The organism is Aeromonas sp. R2-4 (assembly GCF_040908365.1).
Classification (GTDB): Bacteria; Pseudomonadota; Gammaproteobacteria; order Enterobacterales; family Aeromonadaceae; genus Aeromonas; species Aeromonas veronii.
In genome coordinates this window covers 1-17676 of record NZ_JBFODO010000031.1, presented here as the reverse complement: position 1 = coordinate 17676, position 17676 = coordinate 1, and the positions used below count along the sequence as shown (strand labels likewise).

Here is a 17676-nt window from a genome sequence, read left to right as displayed (position 1 = left end):
CCCAAGCGTGCCGATTTCACCGAGATATACATTTTTCAACTGTGGCGAGTGCTCCAAACGGCGTTTGTTACAGTTAACCCCGTTGCCCCTATTACCTGTGGGCAGCGATCAACAATCAGGTAACCCCGATGAGTGAAAAACTGCAAAAAGTGTTGGCCCGCGCGGGTCACGGCTCCCGTCGTGAGATGGAGGCCCTGATCACCGCAGGTCGGGTCAGTGTGGATGGCAAGGTCGCCACACTGGGGGATCGCGTCGAAGTGAACGCCGTGATCCGGGTGGATGGTCACCAGGTCAAGACCCGTGCCGCAGAGGAAGTGATCTGCCGCGTACTGGCTTACCACAAGCCGGAAGGGGAGATGTGTACCCGTCACGATCCGGAAGGTCGTCCCACCGTGTTTGATCGTCTGCCCAAGATGGAAGGTGCCCGCTGGATCGCGGTCGGCCGCCTCGACGTCAACACCTCCGGTCTGCTGCTGTTCACCACCGACGGTGAGCTGGCCAACCGTCTGATGCACCCGAGCCACGAAGTGGAGCGGGAATACGCGGTACGTGTCTTTGGCGAAATCACCGAAGCCATGCTGCAGCGTCTGCGCAAGGGCGTGCAGCTGGAAGATGGCACCGCCAAGTTCAACAAGATCAAACCGGCTGGCGGTGAGGGTCTGAACCAGTGGTTCAACGTCACCCTGACTGAAGGTCGCAACCGTGAAGTGCGCCGCCTGTGGGAATCCCAGGAAGTGCAGGTGAGCCGCCTGATGCGTATCCGCTACGGCGACGTCAAGCTGGACCGCGGCATCCCGCGCGGCGGCTGGCAAGAGCTGAAACTGCCGGAAGTGAACTACCTGCGCGGTCTGGTCAACCTGCCGCCGGAGACCGAATCCAAGGTCGATCTGCAGCAGGATGGCAAAACCAGCCGTCACAAGCAGGCCGCCCAGATCCGTCGCGCCGTGCAGCGTCACAAAGAGATGCAGGGCAAAGAGCCGCGCGCTCGCGCCACCACCGCCCGTCGCAAGCCGCAAGCCTCTACCCGCAACTCCGGTACCGGCAGCAAGTAAGCCGACAACCCGTTGCGAACTGCGCGCCCGTCAAATAGCGCACAGTCGGCCAAGCAAAGGCCCGCACCAACAGGTGCGGGCCTTTTCATCTCTAGCGGGGGACCTCCAGCTGCCGGCTGGCTCCGGTCATATGGCAATGATTGCTCTCACACTCCTCAGTTGGCCGGTGTCATCCACTCTTTGTTGAAGTCGCGGATAAACATCTCTCCCTCTTCATTGCGGGCGGTGACCAGATAGAAGGTGACGTTCTGGCGAAACAACGAGAGGCGGTAGAGGGCGGCGTTGTCCTCCTCCGAGAGGTTCTTTTTCGAGGTGTCGTTGATGGGCACCAGATCGACTTTGCCCTTTTTCAGCAGTTCGACACACTGGTTGAGGCGGTTGGTGGTTCTGACGATCAGCTTCTGCTCGATGGTTACCCGCTCGATAGCATCGGAGAACCACCCCTTGGGCACGCAGGCGGTTTTCTGCTGCCAGGGCGGGGATTCCAGTCCCTTCTTGTCGGGCGTGGTGTACCAGGACTGGATATCGAAGGCGATGGGGGTACTGAACAGCAGGGTGTTGCTGCGCTCGTTGGTCCAGGTAAAGGGGAAGGCGGCGATAGCGTTGCCCAGCTCGATGTTTTTAAGTCCTCTCGGCCAGGGCTGGTAGGAGACCCTCAGATCCGGGTGGCCTGCCGCTTTGAGAGTGGTGAGCACCTTGCTTGCCAGCTCGCCGCCATTGGCCAGCGTCGCTGAAGAGTAGGGGGGCAATTCGCCGGTGATAATTACCGCGCTCTGCACCGTGGCGGCCGGGAGCAGCGAGAGAGCAAACAGGGTGGCAAGAAAGCGAAGGGACGAGCGGGGGCGATAAGTGGCAGAGGGCGTGACCGGATAACGGATGTGCATGGCGGGTGATCTCACCTCTATCGATTGCTGACAGCGTAGCGGTTTCGGCAGGGAAAAAACAGACTCGATAAATGCTGCTGGTCGCGGTGTATGGCCCCTGGCGTTCCCTTTGGTGGGCTGAAGGGGTTGTGGCGGTTGCTCTGCTCCGGTGAGCTTGTTAGCCTGTGCGGCTCTGATAGAGGAGTGAACGATGAGCAAGGTACTTGATGAGCTGCTGGCGTTGCTGGCGCTGGAAAAAATCGAGGAGGGCCTGTTTCGGGGCCAGAGCCAGGATCTCGGTCTGCGGGCCGTGTTTGGCGGACAGGTAATGGGGCAGGCCTTGTCAGCCGCCAAGCAGACGGTCGAGACCGGCCGTCAGGTTCACAGTTTTCACTCCTACTTCCTGCGTCCGGGGGATGTGACCCGTCCCATCGTCTATGACGTGGAGAATATCCGCGACGGCCAGACCGTCTCCACCCGCCGGGTCAAGGCGATTCAGGGCGGCAAGCCCATCTTCTATCTCAACGCCTCGTTTCAGGTGCCGGCCGATGGCTTCGAGCATCAGGCGCAGATGCCCACCGGCATCACCCCGCCGGAGGAGCTCAAGAGCGAGCTGGAGCTGGTGCGCCCCTACGAGAACCTGATCCCGGCCTCCCTGCGGGACAAGATCCTCTGCGAGCAGCCCATCGAGATGCGCCCGGTGACCCTGGTCGATCCTATTCGGCCGACGGTGCAGGATCCGGTGCGCCACGTCTGGTTCAAGGCCAACGGTCAGATGCCGGACGATCTGCGGGTGCACAAATACCTGCTGGCCTACGCCTCCGACTTCAACTTCCTGCTCACCTCGCTGCAGCCCCACGGGGTGTCCTACTGGGAGCCGGATATGCAGGTGGCCACCATCGATCACTCCATGTGGTTCCACCGGGATTTCCGCTTCGACGACTGGTTGCTCTACGTGGTAGACAGCCCGAGCGCCAGCAGCGGTCGCGGTCTGGTACGCGGTCAGTTCTTCACCCGCGATGGAGTGCTGGTGGCGAGCACCATGCAGGAGGGGGTGATCCGCCGTCGCGGCAGTTAAGGCGCAAAGCGGATAGCAAAACGGGGTGGCTTGGGCCACCCCGTTTTCGTTGCTGCCATTCGCGCTGGGCCAGCGGGATCAGCCGCCGCGCTGGTACTTGAAGCGCTTCTTGCGCCGGTAGGGATAGACATCCTCGAACACCCCCACCTTGATGTTGCTCTGAAGCATCTTCCAGTAGTTGGCGTCGAACATCTCCTTGTGCAGCTGCAACATGATCTCGCGCACCTGCGGCTTTTGCAGCAGGAAGGTGGCGAACTCCTCGGGGAAGATGTCGTTGGGGGCCACCGAATACCAGGGCTCGGCGCTCCACTCATCCTCGGGGTAGCGGGGCGGCGGGATCTGGCGGAAGTTGCACTCCGTCATGTAGCAGATCTCGTCGTAGTCGTAGAAGACCACCCGGCCGTGGCGGGTGACGCCGAAGTTCTTGAACAGCATGTCCCCCGGGAAGATGTTGGCCGCCGCCAGCTGCTTGATGGCGTTGCCGTACTCCTCCAGCGCGAGGCGGGTCTGCTGCTCGTCCGCCTTGTCCAGATAGAGGTTGAGGGGGATCATCTTGCGCTCGGTATAGAGGTGCTTGATCACCAGCTTGTCGTCGCTGATGGTGAGTGCCGAGGGCGCCACCGTCTTGAGTTCGGCAAGGAGCTCCGGCGAGATGCGATCCAGCGGAAACTCGAAGTTGGTGAACTCCTGGGTATCGGCCATCCGGCCAACCCGGTCGTGCTGTTTTACCAGCCGGTATTTTGCCTTCACCTGCTCGTGGCTCACATCCTTCGGGGGAGTGAACTCGTCTTTTATCACCTTGAACACCACATCGTAGGAGGGAAGGGTAAACACGCTCATCACCATCCCCTTGATGCCCGGCGCGATGATGAACTGATCCCGACTCTGGGCCAGATGGTGGCGGTAGTGGCGATAGAGCTCGGTCTTGCCGTGCTTCTGGCAGCCGATGGCGTTGTAGATCTCGTAATCGGGCTTGTGGGGCATGATCTGGCGCAGGAAGGCGACAAACAGCGCCGGTTCGCGGGCATAGACCATAAAGTAGGCGCGGGCAAAGCCAAACACGATGGAGGCGAGATCCGGCTCGAAGATCACCGTGTCCACATAGATGCTGTGGCCGGTGCTGAGCAGGGGCAGGATAAAGGGGAAGACCTGATCTTTTACCCGGATCAGCCCTACCAGATAGGCCCCCTTGTTGCGGTAGAACACCTCTTTCAATAGCTCGATGGCAAAGGGCTCATCATGGAGGATTTGCGGGCCGTTCTCGGCAAGATGGCGGTGGATGTCGACAATATCCCGCTGCTTGTCCTCGTAGGGGAGGGTGAAGCTGTAATCCCCCAAAAGCTGGCTCAACGTCTGTGGCAAGTGGGCGAGATCGGTGCGATAGATGCGCAGCAGGGCGCTCAGATCGGGTTTTTCGCCACGGCTGACAAAGGGGTGGATATAGAGGTTCTCGTCGCGGATATTGCGATGGCGAAAGATCCGGCGATAAACGGAGTTGAAGAAGGACTCCGCCACCTCGAAGTTGTCACAACGGGGCAGCAGATCGCTGAAGGCGCTCTTGACCCGCTTGAGCAGCTCCTGGGTGGCGTGGTGCTCCCCCATCATCTGGCGGATAGAGCTGGCGGTGGCCCCCACATGGTGGTCATAGAGGCGAATACGCTCGCGCCCGGCGAGCTGCACCCCCAGCCAGTCACTGTTCTCGAAGCGGCTCTTGCTGCCCTGGGTTATCTCGAGAAACCGGCTGTAAAACGACTCGAAGCGTTGCAGGATAGTCTCGGCGACGGCCTGTTCCAATGGCTGCTGCATCTCTCTCTTCCTTGTGATCTGTCGGGCCGATAGCGCGAAGGATTGGGTGTAATTTGTTCACACGTCAGGCCACTATCGCAACATTCAAACGTCTGTTCAAGTGGCAATTTTCGGGGATAAACGGTAGATTGCGCCCCTGTTTTGCTGATGGTTTAGCGACTGTTTGCTGTCTGTTTGAGAGGCCGTCCGGCCTGTGAGGAAACCCGATGAAGCTCTATTTTGTCCTGGTGGCACCTGCCCGCCCCGCCAACGTCGGCGCCGCCGCCCGCGCTATGAAAACCATGGGATTCGATGCCATGCGACTGGTGGCGAGCCGGGTACACGAAGAGGAGGAGGCGAGCTGGGTGGCCCACGGCGCCCAGGAGATCCTGACTCAGGCCGAGGCGTTCGATACCCTGCCCGAGGCGCTGGCTGACATGGATCTGGTGATCGCCACCACTGCCCGTGAGCGCGGTCGTTACCAGCACTACCTCACGCCGGGGGAGATCCGCGAGCAGATCCGCAGCAAGCCTTCACTCAACAAGGTCGCCATCGTCTTTGGCTGCGAGGAGTCGGGGCTCTCCAACGAGCAGCTGGCCGAGGTCGACCTCATCAGCTATCTGCCCCTCAAGGTGAGCTACCCCTCCCTCAATCTGGGGCAGGCGATCATGCTCTACGCCTACGAGATGAGTCAGCTGATGGATGAGCTGAACGCCGACGGCGCCGCTGCGGTAGCAGAAAATTTTGATAACGCCGGGCAGGTTCGGGTGCTGAAAAGCAAAACAGCAGAATTGCTTGGTGAACTTGGAGTTTTGCAGGATGAAAAACTGCATCAATGGGTGATGGACCGGGTGCCCATGCTGCCGCAGCGGGATTTGAACATGCTCCACCTGCTCTGCAAAGACCTTGCGCGCAAACTTGGCAAAGAGGTTTAAGTTGACAGCCCATCGCCCGCCGCGGTATTGCTAAAAGCCAGCTTCGTCAACGAGTGTTCGTCATGCAGTTATTCACCAACGTCATCACCACCACCATTATTACCGGTACCACCACAGGTGGCACTGGGGCCGGTTGATGCGCTGACGAACAAGCACAGAAATCAAAAAAGGCCCGTACCCACCCAGTACGGGCCTTTTTGTTGGATTGGTTTTTAGATTGAATTTCATAGATTTACAGGGAGAGAAAGCGATGAGAGTGTTGAAATTTGGCGGGTCTTCACTGGCCGATGCAGAGCGTTTTTTACGGGTGGCCGATATCGCGGTCAACACCCACGGCCAATCTCAGGTAGCCCTGGTGCTCTCTGCACCTGCCAAGGTGACCAATCATCTGGTGGCGCTGGTGGAGCAGACCAGTCGCGGCATGGATGCCAGTTCCACCCTGTTTGAAGTCAACGGCATCTTCTCCCGCCTGCTGGCCGGGTTGAAGGCGGCCTATCCGGCGCTCGATAACAAGGCGCTGCTGGCCCGCCTCACCGCCGAGCTGGATCAGGTGGAGCGCCTGATGCAAGGCATTCGTCTGCTGGGCCTCTGCCCGGACAACGTGCAGGCGCGCATTCTGAGCCGTGGCGAGAACCTCTCCATCGCCTTTATGCACGAACTGCTGCGGGTGCGCGGTCTGGAGCTGGAGCTGATCGTACCGGAAGAGCTGCTGGTCACCGACGGCGGCTACCTCGAAGCCCATGTCGATATCGAAGCCTCCCGCCTGCGTTTTGCCGCCAAGGGGCTGCGTAGCGACTGTCTTTACCTGATGCCGGGCTTTACCGGTGGCAGCGACAAGGGCGAGACCGTGCTGCTGGGTCGCAACGGCTCCGACTACTCCGCCGCCGTGTTGGCTGCCTGTGTCGATGCCGAGTGCTGCGAGATCTGGACTGATGTCGAGGGCTGCTACAGCTGCGACCCGCGTCTGGTGCCGGATGCCTATCTGCTGAAAACTCTCTCCTACAAGGAGGCGATGGAGCTCTCCTACTTCGGCGCCAAGGTGTTGCACCCGAAAACCATCGCGCCGGTGGCCCAGTTCCATATTCCCTGCCTTATCAAGAACAGCTTCAACCCGCAAGGGCCGGGCACCCTGATCGGCCCCGAGAGCGGCGACGATGACCTGAAAGTGAAGGCCATCTCGGATCTCTCCGGCATGTGCATGTTCAACGTATCCGGCCCCGGCATGAAGGGGATGGTCGGCATGGCCGGTCGCATCTTCTCCGCCGTCTCCCGTGCCGGGGTCAGTATCGTGCTGATCACCCAGTCATCTTCCGAGTACAGCGTCAGCTTCTGTATCCACAGCTACGACAGTGAGAAGACTCGCAAGGTGCTGGAGCGCGAGTTCGAGCTGGAATTCAAAAACCAGCTGCTGGAGCCGCTGGATATCATCAGCGATCTGGCGATCATCTCCCTCATCGGTGACGGCATGCGCACCAGCAAGGGAATGGCGGCCCGCTTCTTCATCTCGCTGGCGCAAGCCTCCATCAATATCGTCGCCATTGCGCAGGGCTCCAGCGAGCGCTCCATCTCGGCGGTGGTGCGGGATCGCAAGGTGGCGGAAGCCATCAAGGCGTGTCACCAGAACTTCTTTGGCAGCCAGCAGTTTATCGATCTCTTTGTGGTCGGTGTCGGCGGCGTCGGTGCCGCGCTGGTGGATCAGATTGCCCGCCAGCAGCCGGTACTGGCCGAGCAGGGCACTGGCCTTCGCGTGGTCGGCATCGCTAACAGCCGCCAGATGGCGGTCAACAAGGATGGCCTGAACCTCGCCAACTGGCGCGAACAGCTGGCGGAAGCCCGCGACAGCTTCTCGCTGGAAGGGGTGAAAAAGCTGGTGGAAGATAGCCACATCATCAACCCGGTGATCGTCGACTGCACCTCCTCCGAGGCGGTGGCCGTCCAGTATGCCGACTTCCTCGCCGCCGGTTTCCATGTGGTGACTCCGAACAAGAAGGCCAACACCGGCTCGCTCGATTACTACAAGGCGCTGCGCCGCACCGCCCGCCAGACTCGCCGCAAGTTCCTGTACGAGACCAACGTCGGCGCCGGTCTGCCGGTTATCGAGAACCTGCAGAACCTCATCAAGGCCGGTGACAAGCTGCGCGCCTTCGACGGCATTCTCTCCGGCTCCCTCTCCTTTATCTTCGGCAAGCTGGACGAGGGGATGGCCTTCTCCGAGGCGACCCAAATCGCTCGCAGCAACGGCTTTACCGAGCCGGATCCCCGCGACGATCTCAACGGCATGGATGTGGCGCGCAAGCTGCTCATTCTGGCTCGTGAGGCCGGCATGGCGCTTGAGCTCTCCGATGTCGAAGTCGAGCAGGCGCTGCCGCCCGGCTTTGATGTGAGCGGCGACGTGGAAGCCTTTATGGCCCGCCTGCCTGAAGCTGACGGCTGGTTCCGCGAGCAGTTCGCCGCGGCCCAGCGTGAAGGCAAGGTGCTGCGCTATGTAGGCTCCATTGAAGGTGGCAAGTGCAAGGTCGCCATCAAGGCGGTCGGTGGCGACGAGCCGCTGTTCAAGGTCAAAGACGGGGAGAACGCGCTCGCCTTCTTCTCAACCTACTACCAGCCGATCCCGCTGGTGCTGCGCGGCTATGGCGCCGGTACCGAAGTGACTGCGGCGGGCGTCTTTGCCGACGTGCTGCGCACCCAGAACTGGAAGCAGGAGCTATAAGCATGAGTTCAGACATGTACCCCTCTTATATGACTGAAGGTGGCAGCGTAGTCGCCTATGCGCCCGCCTCCAGCGCCAACCTGAGCGTGGGATTCGATGTACTGGGGGCGGCGCTCGCCCCCGTGGATGGCTCTTTGCTCGGCGATCGGGTGCAGGTAAAAGCGGCTGACGTGCCTTTTGCGCTCTCATCCGTGGGCCGCTACGCCCACAAGCTGCCGGACGATCCGAAAAAGAATATTCTCCATGACTGCTGGGTCGCCTATGGCGAGGCGCTGGAGAAGCGGGGCCTGAAACTCAAGCCCCTCGAAATGGTGCTGGAAAAGAACTTGCCGGTGGGTTCTGGTCTGGGGTCGAGCGCCTGCAGCGTGGTGGCGGCCCTTGAGGGGCTCAACGCCTTCCACGGCGAGCCGCTCAACGAGCACGACATGCTGCTGCTGATGGGGGAGATGGAGGGCAAGATCTCCGGCTCCGTTCACTACGACAACGTGGCCCCCTGTTATCTCGGCGGCATGCAGCTGGTGCTGGAAGAGCACGGCGTTATCAGTCAGGGCATTCCGGTGTTCGATCAGTGGTACTGGGTAGTCTGCTACCCGGGGACCGTGGTTTCGACCGCTGCCGCTCGCGCCATTTTGCCGGCCCAATATCGCCGTCAGGATTGCCTCACCTATGGCCGCCGCCTGGCTGCCTTTGTTCACGCCAGCTACACCGGGCAGGAGGGGCTGGCGGCGAGCGTCTTGAAAGACGTGATTGCCGAGCCCTACCGCGCGGCGCTGATTGAAGGCTTTGCCGAGGTGCGGGCGCAGGCGGCCCAGAACGGGGCGCTGGCTACCGGCATCTCCGGCTCAGGCCCCACCGTATTTGTGGTGATGAAGGATCTGGCGCAGGCCGAGCGGATGAAGGATTGGATGGAAGCACATTTTGTGCAGAACGAAGATGGATTTGCCCGGGTCTGCAAATTGGACATGGCCGGGGCACGGGTAACAGGAAGCGAGCTATGAATCTCTACAACATCAAGGACAACAGCGAACAGGTGAGCTTCGCGCAGGCGGTGCGTCAGGGCTTGGGTCGCGAACAGGGGCTCTTCTTCCCCGAACAACTCGAACCGCTCGCCGATGTGGATGCCCTGCTCGATCTGCCGCTGGCTGAACGATCTGCCCGCATCCTGAGCCACCTGCTGGGGGACGAGGTGCCCGCTGCCAAGGTCAGCGAGCTTGTCAACGCAGCCTTCACCTTCCCGGCTCCGCTGGTGAAACTCAAGGATGGCACCTATGCCCTTGAGCTGTTCCACGGCCCGACCCTGGCATTCAAGGATTTCGGCGGCCGCTTTATGGCCCAGTGTCTCGCGGCCTTTAGAACCGTGTCTGCCGAAAAGAATGACAAGATCACCATTCTCACCGCCACCTCCGGCGACACCGGCGCCGCCGTGGCCCACGCCTTCTACGGGCTGGAGGGGATTGAAGTGGTTATCCTCTATCCCAAGGGCAAGATCAGCCCCTTGCAGGAGAAGCTCTTCTGCACCCTCGGCGGCAATATCCGCACCATCGCCATCGATGGCGACTTCGATGCCTGTCAGGCGCTGGTAAAACAGGCCTTTGACGACGAGGCGCTGAAAAAGGCCATTGGCCTCAACTCCGCCAACTCCATCAATATCAGCCGTCTGCTGGCGCAGGTTTGCTACTACTTCGAAGCGGTGGCCCAGCTGCCGAAAGCCGACCGCGCCAAGGCGGTGATCAGCGTGCCGTCCGGCAACTTTGGCAACCTCACCGCAGGCCTTATCGCCAAGGCGCTGGGGCTGCCGGTGAAGCGCTTTATCGCCGCCACCAACGCCAACGACACCGTGCCGCGCTATCTGAAAACCGGTCAGTGGGAGCCGCACCAGACAGTGGCAACCCTGTCGAACGCCATGGATGTCAGCCGCCCCAACAACTGGCCACGGGTAGAAGAGCTCTGCCGCCGCAAAGGCTGGGCGCTGGAGACTCTGGGGTCAGGCATGCGTGACGACGCCCAGACCCGTGATGCGCTGAAACGGCTGCACCAGCTGGATTACCTGTGCGAACCCCATGGCGCCATCGCCTGGGATCTGCTGGGGGAACAGTTGGCCGAGGACGAAGTCGGGGTGTTCCTCTGCACCGCCCATCCCGCCAAGTTCAAGGAGTCGGTGGACGAGATCCTTAATCTCGATGTACCGCTACCCGGCCCGCTGGCCAGACACGCCGAGTTGCCGCTGCTCTCCGTTAATTTGCCTGCGGAGTTTGCCCGGTTAAGGGCGTTTTTGGTGGGATAAGCCGCCGAGCTGAGATAACCGATAGAAATAAAAATCCCCCAGTAATGGGGGATTTTTGTGGGTGAAAGTCGGTATCTAAAGGCAACTTGCAATATCACGAAATATTTGTATCGCGAGCGTCCGATTACGCCTCGCTAATTGAACCAACGTGCTGGTTGGAGGGGGGGGGTAACTAAAATGGTATATAAAAGTAGGAGGAGGATTTGAGCCCATCATTTATATTTTTAGGTAGAGTGGCCTTTACATCACAACAAAAGTAAAATAATTTCATTTTCTTATAGGTGAGGGGAATAGTGCCCGGGATGATTAGACTACATACATTATATGTGTAAATATATTTAACTCTTGTTTTTATAGCCCCTCCGCAATGCGAGGGGGCTTAAGGCATGGGGGCTTAGATTGAGATATCCTTCAAACCAGCAAATTCTAAGTAGGCATCTGTTGAGTTACCTATTCCTAGCTTCCATCTCTGGTCCATAAATTTAACTAAAGTTATAGTTCTCTCTATTATCTGTGCTGGGGTCCAGTCATCACATTTAGCAACCTCATTCTCGGAGTAACAACCAAATGCATAACCTTCACTTGCTTTATGGTGGAAAGGTTTATTGGATAATGATGAATTTTTTGATTTTGATAATGGTACCAAATTACCTATACAATGCCGCAATTTTTTTCTGATAGGTGCCGACAGATGATTAAATCTGTCTATCCAATAGGCGTGTTTAGGGTGTTGTGGATAAATGTGTTCCACAGAAACATATTCAGTCCATGGTTCGGTAGCACTTTCATCTGTCCATGTTAACTTTGTTCTGTCTGATTTATATTTTTTCAAAAGACTCATTTCATATTCATACAGGGTGTAACGTATACCCATCCAGTTATAAAAATCGGAGCTTTTTGAAAACTCTTTAGTCCAAATCTGACGTTGCTGCTTGAGAGACTCATCAACCTTTGTTGTAATTGATGATATCAGATTTTCAGGTGTTGTTTTATGCAGGTTTATATCTTTCGCTAGTTTTACAAAGTCGCTCTTTGTAAATAAACTATATCGACTATATATGTAGTTTTCTATATATAGCCCTCTTTCCAAAACCTGTAAAAATCGTAACCTTTCATCACTAGAACTTGTGATTCTAAATACGGATAAGATAAGAGGAGCTGCATCAACCCAACGTCTTATTTTGTGTATTTTATTTAATGTTTTTGATACGTCACAGCCAAGTTTATTGTCTGATGGGTTAAAAATGTCATACCAGTGCTCTACCGAGTCCTTTAAGTTTGAAACATATTTATTTATATAATCAATGTTAATCTGAACATCGCTGTCATCGCTTAAAGACTTTTGGGAAAATATATCATCTAACAATAGAGTCTTATATTCCTTTCGGAGTTGACGTGGTGAGCGGTAATTAAAGTCAAACGAGTCAATCTGATTGTCAAAATATAATGTAAAATGGCTATATAAAAATTCATCGTCATCTAAAGGGTTATCTTTACTTTTTCCAAGATAATGATAAATAGATTTCCAACATTCATTTATAGAGTGACGTAAATCATCTTTTTCATATTGCTCCTCTTTTAACTTGGTCGTAAGATAAATAAGTCTGTTTTTCAGTAGTTCTAAGTGAGATAATGGCTTTCCTCTATTGTTCATAGTTTCAAAAGCAACGTAGGTATCAATTTCTTTATCTAAAGAGTATATGTTAAATAAGAAATGTTGAGTAACCTTACTATACACATTTTCAATGGTTTCGCAGTCTAGTTCTCTGAGTTTATCTAAAAATATGTTTTTAGCATTTTCTAAGTTTGAAGTGTAAATTGTTTCTTCTATTGGTCCATGATTAGCAGATTTCTCTAAAAATATACGGGTTTTCAAAAATTCATAGCTAGGGTTATCTTTTTCATATCCAAAAATATATGACCTGGTGGCTCCCTTATCTTTTGATATAAAAATAAATTTGTCTTTTATTTCTTTAATTGGAGTAAAATTCTAAAGAATATCTGCTTCATCGGGCTGCTTTTCTTGATATACCTCAATGATAGATTGAATCAGGACTATAGTTGTTGTTAAACGTTGTTGGCCATCAACAACATAAAAGGGGGAATAGCCCCTTTTTTTTATTACCCAATGGTCTTCACTCCATTTGTCTACAGTATCACTTGGAACATCTTCTAATGTTAGTACTCCGACATAATGGCTTTTATTCTGTTCAACTTGGGCAAGATCTGACCAGTAGTCAAGAACCTCCTTGGTTCCCCACGCATAACCTCGCTGATAATCAGGTATTCTAAGCAAGCGTTCGGTAAAGATTTTTGAAATGGATTGTAAATTATTTTCCATTGATAATTCTCAAATTTACTTGAAAGAAGAAATATTTGAATTTGGCTTAGATTACAAATCTACAGTACTTGAATTGCAGTTTCTAAGATGTTCCATCGGCCAGCAGTGTGGTGCCAAGATATGCTATAAGTGCCGAATGACCCATCATATGCTTCCGCTATGTCTATAAACCAGTCAAAATTTGACGTAACTATCGAGAAAATCTGTATTTTATGCGCCAGCTCAAAAAATGACAGAGACAGATAGCGGGATTCCCATGGCCCTTGATTTTATTGGGGTTGGCGGATGTGGTGGGAAAGTTGGGGGCTGGCTTGCCGCTGAGGAAGGGTTGGCCGGGGACAATCCCGCTTAGCCAATCGGCGCTATAGTGCGGGCGATGGTTGCCCTCTGCTCCGTGGCCCAAGCTGGCGAGGCGGGGGATCTGCGACAACAATCAGCTGTTGCAATCACAGCCATTGGCAACACATCGTCATGCAAATATGACCATGCAAACACATCACCAGATAGAGAGGAGATCTCCCATGAAGCGTACCATTCTGTTCGGCCTGCTCTGCGGCAGCGTGCTGCTGGCCAATCCGGTCTTTGCCAACGACACAGCCCAGTTGCAGTGCGAGGCGCAGGCCGCGGCCAAAAAGCTTAACGGCGCCGCCAAGACCAGCTTTGTCGGCAAGTGTGTGAAAGATGCCGCTGGCGCCGCGACCGGCGAGTGCGAGAAGGCGGCCGCCGACAAGAAGTTGGCCGGTGCGGCCAAGAACAGCTTTATCCAGAAGTGCGTGAAGACGGGCGCGGCGGTGGATCCGGCGGCCAAGTGCGAGAAGGCGGCGGCCGACAAGAAGCTGGCTGGCGCGGCCAAGAACAGCTTTGTCCAGAAATGCGTGAAGGATAGCGCCGCCAAGTAAGGCATTTTCTCATCCGGTGTGTTTGCGGGGGGCCATCAGGCCCCCCGTGCTTTTTGGGGCGCACTGATGGTGCAACGCACAAGCCTTGTATCGGGGCGGCAATAGCGACACTATTGACTCCTTTTTTGGTTCCGCAGAGGCGCAGCCATGACCTGCCGTTACCGGACGAGGCGTTGGCGAGCCCCATTTTTGCGGGATTACGCGCGATAAGGGAGCAAAGCAGGATGATGGAAGGGACGCAATGGCGCTGGCTCAATGAGCCTGCCGAGTGGCACCAGACCAACGATGGTTTGCAGGTGGTAACGGATCAGCAGACCGATTTTTGGCGCAGCACCTGGTATGGCTTCGAGCGCCACAGCGGGCATCTTTATGGCTGCGAGGTGGCGGGGGAGTTTACCTTTCAGATCTGCGTCGAGGGGGAGTTCACCACCCTCTACGATCAGGCGGGGCTGATGCTGCTGCAAGACGAGGCGCACTGGCTGAAAGCGGGGATCGAGTACAACGATGCCCAGCCGATGATCGGCAGCGTGCTGACCAATCCGCGCTCTGACTGGGCCACCGGTATTTTCCCCGGCAATCCGCGCCGCTTCTGGCTGCGGCTGACCCGGCTGGCCGATTGTCTGCGCCTGCAATACTCCACCGATGGCAAGGTGTGGCCGCTGCTGCGCCTCGCCCCGTTCCCGCCAAGCGAGCGCTGTTTTATCGGGGTGATGTGCTGCACGCCGGAGCGGCAGGGGCTGGCGGTGCGCTTCTCTGACCTGCGCCTCACGCCGCCTCTTGGCAAGGCGCTCCATGATTTGAGCTAGGCCAGCGGTTTTGCCTGCGATATTGAGCCAATAAAAAAGCGCCCGCAGGCGCTTTTTTATTGGCTGGTAGAGCCTCAATTAGCTGATCAGGCTGGCCCACAGGTCATATTCGTCGGATTCGTCGATCCGTACCTTGACCATGTCCCCCGGCTTGAGGCCGGTTTCGCCGTTGAGGTAGACCAGACCATCGATCTCCGGTGCATCGGCGAAGGATCGGCCAGTGGCACCCTCTTCATCCACTTCGTCGATGATAACGGTCATCTCCTGACCCACTTTACGAGCCAGTTTGCGGATGGAGACCTGCTGTTGCAGCTCCATAAAACGTTGGAAGCGCTCTTCCTGTACCTCTTCCGGTACCGGATCCGGCAGCTCGTTGGCCAGCGCCCCTTCGACCGGGCTGTATTTGAAGCAGCCGACGCGATCCAGCTCTGCCTTATCGATAAAGTCCAGCAGCATCTGGAAATCTTCCTCGGTCTCGCCCGGGAAGCCGACGATAAAGGTGGAGCGCAGGGTGATCTGCGGGCAGATCTCGCGCCACTTCTGGATCCGCTCTAGGGTGCGCTCGACGGTACCCGGGCGCTTCATCAGTTTCAGGATGCGCGGGCTGGCGTGCTGCAGCGGGATGTCGAGGTAGGGCAGTACCTTGCCATCGCGCATCAGCGGGATGACGTCATCTACGTGCGGGTAGGGGTAGACGTAGTGCAGACGTACCCAGATGTCGAGCTTGGCCAGCTCTTCGCACAGGGCCACCATGCTGGTCTTGACCGGCATGCCGTCGTAGAAACCGGTGCGGTGTTTCACATCGACGCCGTAGGCGGAGGTGTCCTGGGAGATCACCAGCAGCTCCTTCACGCCCGCCTCTTTCAGGCGCTTGGCTTCCGCCAGCACGTCGCCGATGGGTCGGCTCACCAGATCCCCGCGCATGGAGGGGATGATGCAGAAGGTGCAGCGGTGGTTGCAGCCCTCGGAAATCTTCAGATAGGCGTAGTGGCGCGGGGTCAGCTTGACACCGTGTGCCGGAACCAGACTGGTGAAGGGGTTGTGCTGCGGCTTCTCCACATATTTGTGGACGTGACCCAGCACCTCTTCATAGGCGTGGGGGCCGGTGATCTCGAGCACCTTGGGGTGGATCTCGCGGATCTGATTCTCTTTGGCGCCGAGGCAACCGGTGACGATCACCTTGCCGTTCTCAGCCAGCGCTTCGCCGATCGCTTCCAGCGACTCTTGCACCGCGCTGTCGATAAAGCCGCAGGTGTTGACGACGACCAGCTCGGCATCGTCATAGCTGGGCACCACATCGTACCCTTCGGTACGCAGCTGGGTCAGGATGCGTTCTGAATCGACCAGGTTTTTGGGGCAACCCAAGGAGACGAATCCTACTTTGGGGGCCTGTTTTGTGTTGGACATCGCTCAATCACTCTTAGGTGGCTCTTCTTTAAGGGCGCGGATTTTACCGGAATGGTTAACCAAAAACTATACAGCCAGCATGGCAGAACCGAACAATATCTCCGACCAGGCAAGATTGGGCTGCACGAGCAGCCGGTGATGGCGCGCCCTTGGTAGGGCTATTGCCTCTGCCATGCAGGCTTGTTGTGGGGACGCTGCTTTGTTGATTTTTCTGTCAATTTTGCTGCTGTGGCGGGGAGAGCGTCAAAGGGAGTCACTATACTTCCATCACGGGGTCCCGTTGGAGAAGGCGATGGAAAGTTCATTTGGCGAAAAAATGCAGAGCGTACATGCCACGCTCAGGCAGCGCTTTGACAAGCTGAGTCGGGTGGCCATCGCGATTTACGATCCCCATACCGATCAGCTCAAGACCTTTGCCCACAGCACCGAGGGGCCTTCGCCGCTGGTGCAGTATGAGGTGAAGCTGAGCGATGTCCCCTCCCTGAGTTATCTGGCGGAGCACAAGCAGCCCCGGGTGCTCGGCAATCTGGATGCCCTGCGTGGCTCGGCGTCGGAGCACAGCCGCAAGGTACTGGAGGCGGGTTATGCCTCCAGCTATACCGAGCCGCTGCTGTTCAACAGCAAACTGTTTGGCTTTCTGTTTTGTGATGCCATGGAGCCGGGATACTTCGAGGAGCCGATCCGCAGCGAGCTGTCGGCCTATGCCCAGGTGCTCTCGGCCATCATTGCGGTGGAGTTTTTCTCCATCCAGACCCTTGGCGGCGCGCTGACCACGGCGCGGGAGTTCAGCCGCTATCGGGATGAGGAGACCGCCAACCATCTGCACCGGATGTCGGCTTACTCCCGGCTGATTGCCAAGACACTGGCCCCGACTTGCGGGCTGAGCGATGAGGAGGTGGAGTTTATCTACCTCTTCTCCGAGCTGCACGACATCGGCAAGATCGCGGTGCCGGATGCCATTTTGCTCAAGCCGGGCAAGCTGACGCCGGAAGAGTTCGAGATCATGAAGATCCACCCCGGCAAGGGGCGGGAGATGATCAGCCTGATGATCAACGAGTTTGGTCTCGATGGCATTCATCACACCGATATGCTGACCAATATCATCGCCAGCCATCACGAACGCTTTGACGGCACCGGCTATCCGCTGGGGCTGGCGGGGGAGGCGATCCCGCTGGCGGCGCGCATCGTGACGGTGGCCGATGTGTTTGATGCCCTTACCAGCGAGCGCCCCTACAAGAAGGCATGGCCGTTCGAGACGGCGTTTGCCTATCTGGAGGAGCATGCCGGCAGCCAGTTTGATCCCGCCTGTGTCGCCGCGGCCCTGCACAACAAGGCCGAGTTTTATGCCATCTATCAGCAGTATCAGGATCCGGCCTGCTCTGAGAACGTGGCGGCCAGCGGCGCCGAGCCGGGTTGAGCGTGTGTGATGAGCTTAAGGGGCAATGCGGCGGATCAAACATGACGAGGAATAAATATAGAGAGGGGGGCACCAGCAGGTGCCCCCTCTCTTTTATGC

14 protein-coding genes are annotated in these 17676 nt (G+C 56.9%); 9 read left to right on the top strand and 5 right to left on the bottom strand.

Annotated features, from left to right (window positions below):
- Nucleotides 1-128: 128 nt before the first annotated feature.
- Nucleotides 129-1052: a 23S rRNA pseudouridine(2605) synthase RluB gene (gene rluB, locus AB5Z05_RS13235; RefSeq protein ID WP_005347347.1), complete on the top strand. Its 924-nt coding sequence runs from the start codon at nucleotides 129-131 to the stop codon at nucleotides 1050-1052.
- 155 nt (nucleotides 1053-1207) lie between these two features.
- On the opposite strand, the gene AB5Z05_RS13230 is transcribed toward rluB, so the two are convergent.
- Nucleotides 1208-1936 carry a transporter substrate-binding domain-containing protein gene (locus AB5Z05_RS13230; RefSeq protein WP_368151827.1) on the bottom strand — a complete coding sequence of 243 codons (729 nt, stop codon included), beginning with the start codon at nucleotides 1934-1936 and terminating at the stop codon, nucleotides 1208-1210.
- 190 nt (nucleotides 1937-2126) lie between these two features.
- Here AB5Z05_RS13230 and tesB point away from each other — a divergent pair, with 190 nt between their 5' ends.
- Nucleotides 2127-2993 carry an acyl-CoA thioesterase II gene (gene tesB, locus AB5Z05_RS13225; protein WP_005338122.1) on the top strand — a complete coding sequence of 289 codons (867 nt, stop codon included), beginning with the start codon at nucleotides 2127-2129 and terminating at the stop codon, nucleotides 2991-2993.
- A 78-nt stretch (nucleotides 2994-3071) separates the two neighbouring features.
- On the opposite strand, the gene aceK is transcribed toward tesB, so the two are convergent.
- Nucleotides 3072-4799, bottom strand: a complete 1728-nt coding sequence (aceK, locus tag AB5Z05_RS13220) for a bifunctional isocitrate dehydrogenase kinase/phosphatase (protein ID WP_101531469.1) — start codon at nucleotides 4797-4799, stop codon at nucleotides 3072-3074.
- A 206-nt stretch (nucleotides 4800-5005) separates the two neighbouring features.
- Between aceK and AB5Z05_RS13215 the strand changes: the two genes are divergently transcribed.
- From AB5Z05_RS13215 to thrC, 4 genes are all read left to right on the top strand, one after another.
- Entirely contained in the window at nucleotides 5006-5713 is a 708-nt protein-coding gene (locus AB5Z05_RS13215) for a tRNA/rRNA methyltransferase (protein WP_368151825.1), read from the top strand.
- 250 nt (nucleotides 5714-5963) lie between these two features.
- Complete coding sequence (thrA, locus tag AB5Z05_RS13210; RefSeq protein ID WP_368151823.1) at nucleotides 5964-8423, top strand: bifunctional aspartate kinase/homoserine dehydrogenase I; 2460 nt, start codon at nucleotides 5964-5966, stop codon at nucleotides 8421-8423.
- 2 nt (nucleotides 8424-8425) lie between these two features.
- The gene (thrB, locus tag AB5Z05_RS13205; RefSeq protein ID WP_031227825.1) at nucleotides 8426-9421 is read left to right on the top strand and encodes a homoserine kinase; all 996 of its coding nucleotides are present in this window, start codon (nucleotides 8426-8428) and stop codon (nucleotides 9419-9421) included.
- Nucleotides 9418-10707: a threonine synthase gene (gene thrC, locus AB5Z05_RS13200; protein ID WP_368151821.1), complete on the top strand. Its 1290-nt coding sequence runs from the start codon at nucleotides 9418-9420 to the stop codon at nucleotides 10705-10707. Before thrB ends, thrC begins: the two co-directional genes overlap by 4 nt.
- Before the next feature lie 394 nt (nucleotides 10708-11101).
- Here the strand turns inward: thrC and AB5Z05_RS13195 are convergent, their stop codons facing one another.
- Nucleotides 11102-12583, bottom strand: coding sequence for a DUF1524 domain-containing protein (locus AB5Z05_RS13195; protein WP_368151819.1), 1482 nt, complete (start codon nucleotides 12581-12583; stop codon nucleotides 11102-11104).
- A gap of 114 nt (nucleotides 12584-12697) precedes the next feature.
- Nucleotides 12698-13048 (bottom strand): DUF262 domain-containing protein, encoded by a 351-nt coding sequence (locus AB5Z05_RS13190; RefSeq protein WP_368151817.1) that lies wholly within the window; start codon nucleotides 13046-13048, stop codon nucleotides 12698-12700.
- 521 nt (nucleotides 13049-13569) lie between these two features.
- On the opposite strand from AB5Z05_RS13190, the gene AB5Z05_RS13185 reads away from it, so the two are divergent.
- The gene (locus AB5Z05_RS13185) at nucleotides 13570-13947 is read left to right on the top strand and encodes a hypothetical protein (RefSeq protein WP_033115842.1); all 378 of its coding nucleotides are present in this window, start codon (nucleotides 13570-13572) and stop codon (nucleotides 13945-13947) included.
- Nucleotides 13948-14171: 224 nt separating this feature from the next.
- Complete coding sequence (locus tag AB5Z05_RS13180) at nucleotides 14172-14753, top strand: DUF1349 domain-containing protein (RefSeq protein ID WP_368151814.1); 582 nt, start codon at nucleotides 14172-14174, stop codon at nucleotides 14751-14753.
- Nucleotides 14754-14831: 78 nt separating this feature from the next.
- On the opposite strand, the gene rimO is transcribed toward AB5Z05_RS13180, so the two are convergent.
- Nucleotides 14832-16160, bottom strand: a complete 1329-nt coding sequence (gene rimO / locus AB5Z05_RS13175) for a 30S ribosomal protein S12 methylthiotransferase RimO (protein WP_005338111.1) — start codon at nucleotides 16158-16160, stop codon at nucleotides 14832-14834.
- A 292-nt stretch (nucleotides 16161-16452) separates the two neighbouring features.
- Here rimO and AB5Z05_RS13170 point away from each other — a divergent pair, with 292 nt between their 5' ends.
- Nucleotides 16453-17577, top strand: a complete 1125-nt coding sequence (locus tag AB5Z05_RS13170; protein ID WP_368151812.1) for an HD domain-containing phosphohydrolase — start codon at nucleotides 16453-16455, stop codon at nucleotides 17575-17577.
- The last annotated feature ends 99 nt before the right edge of the window (nucleotides 17578-17676 follow it).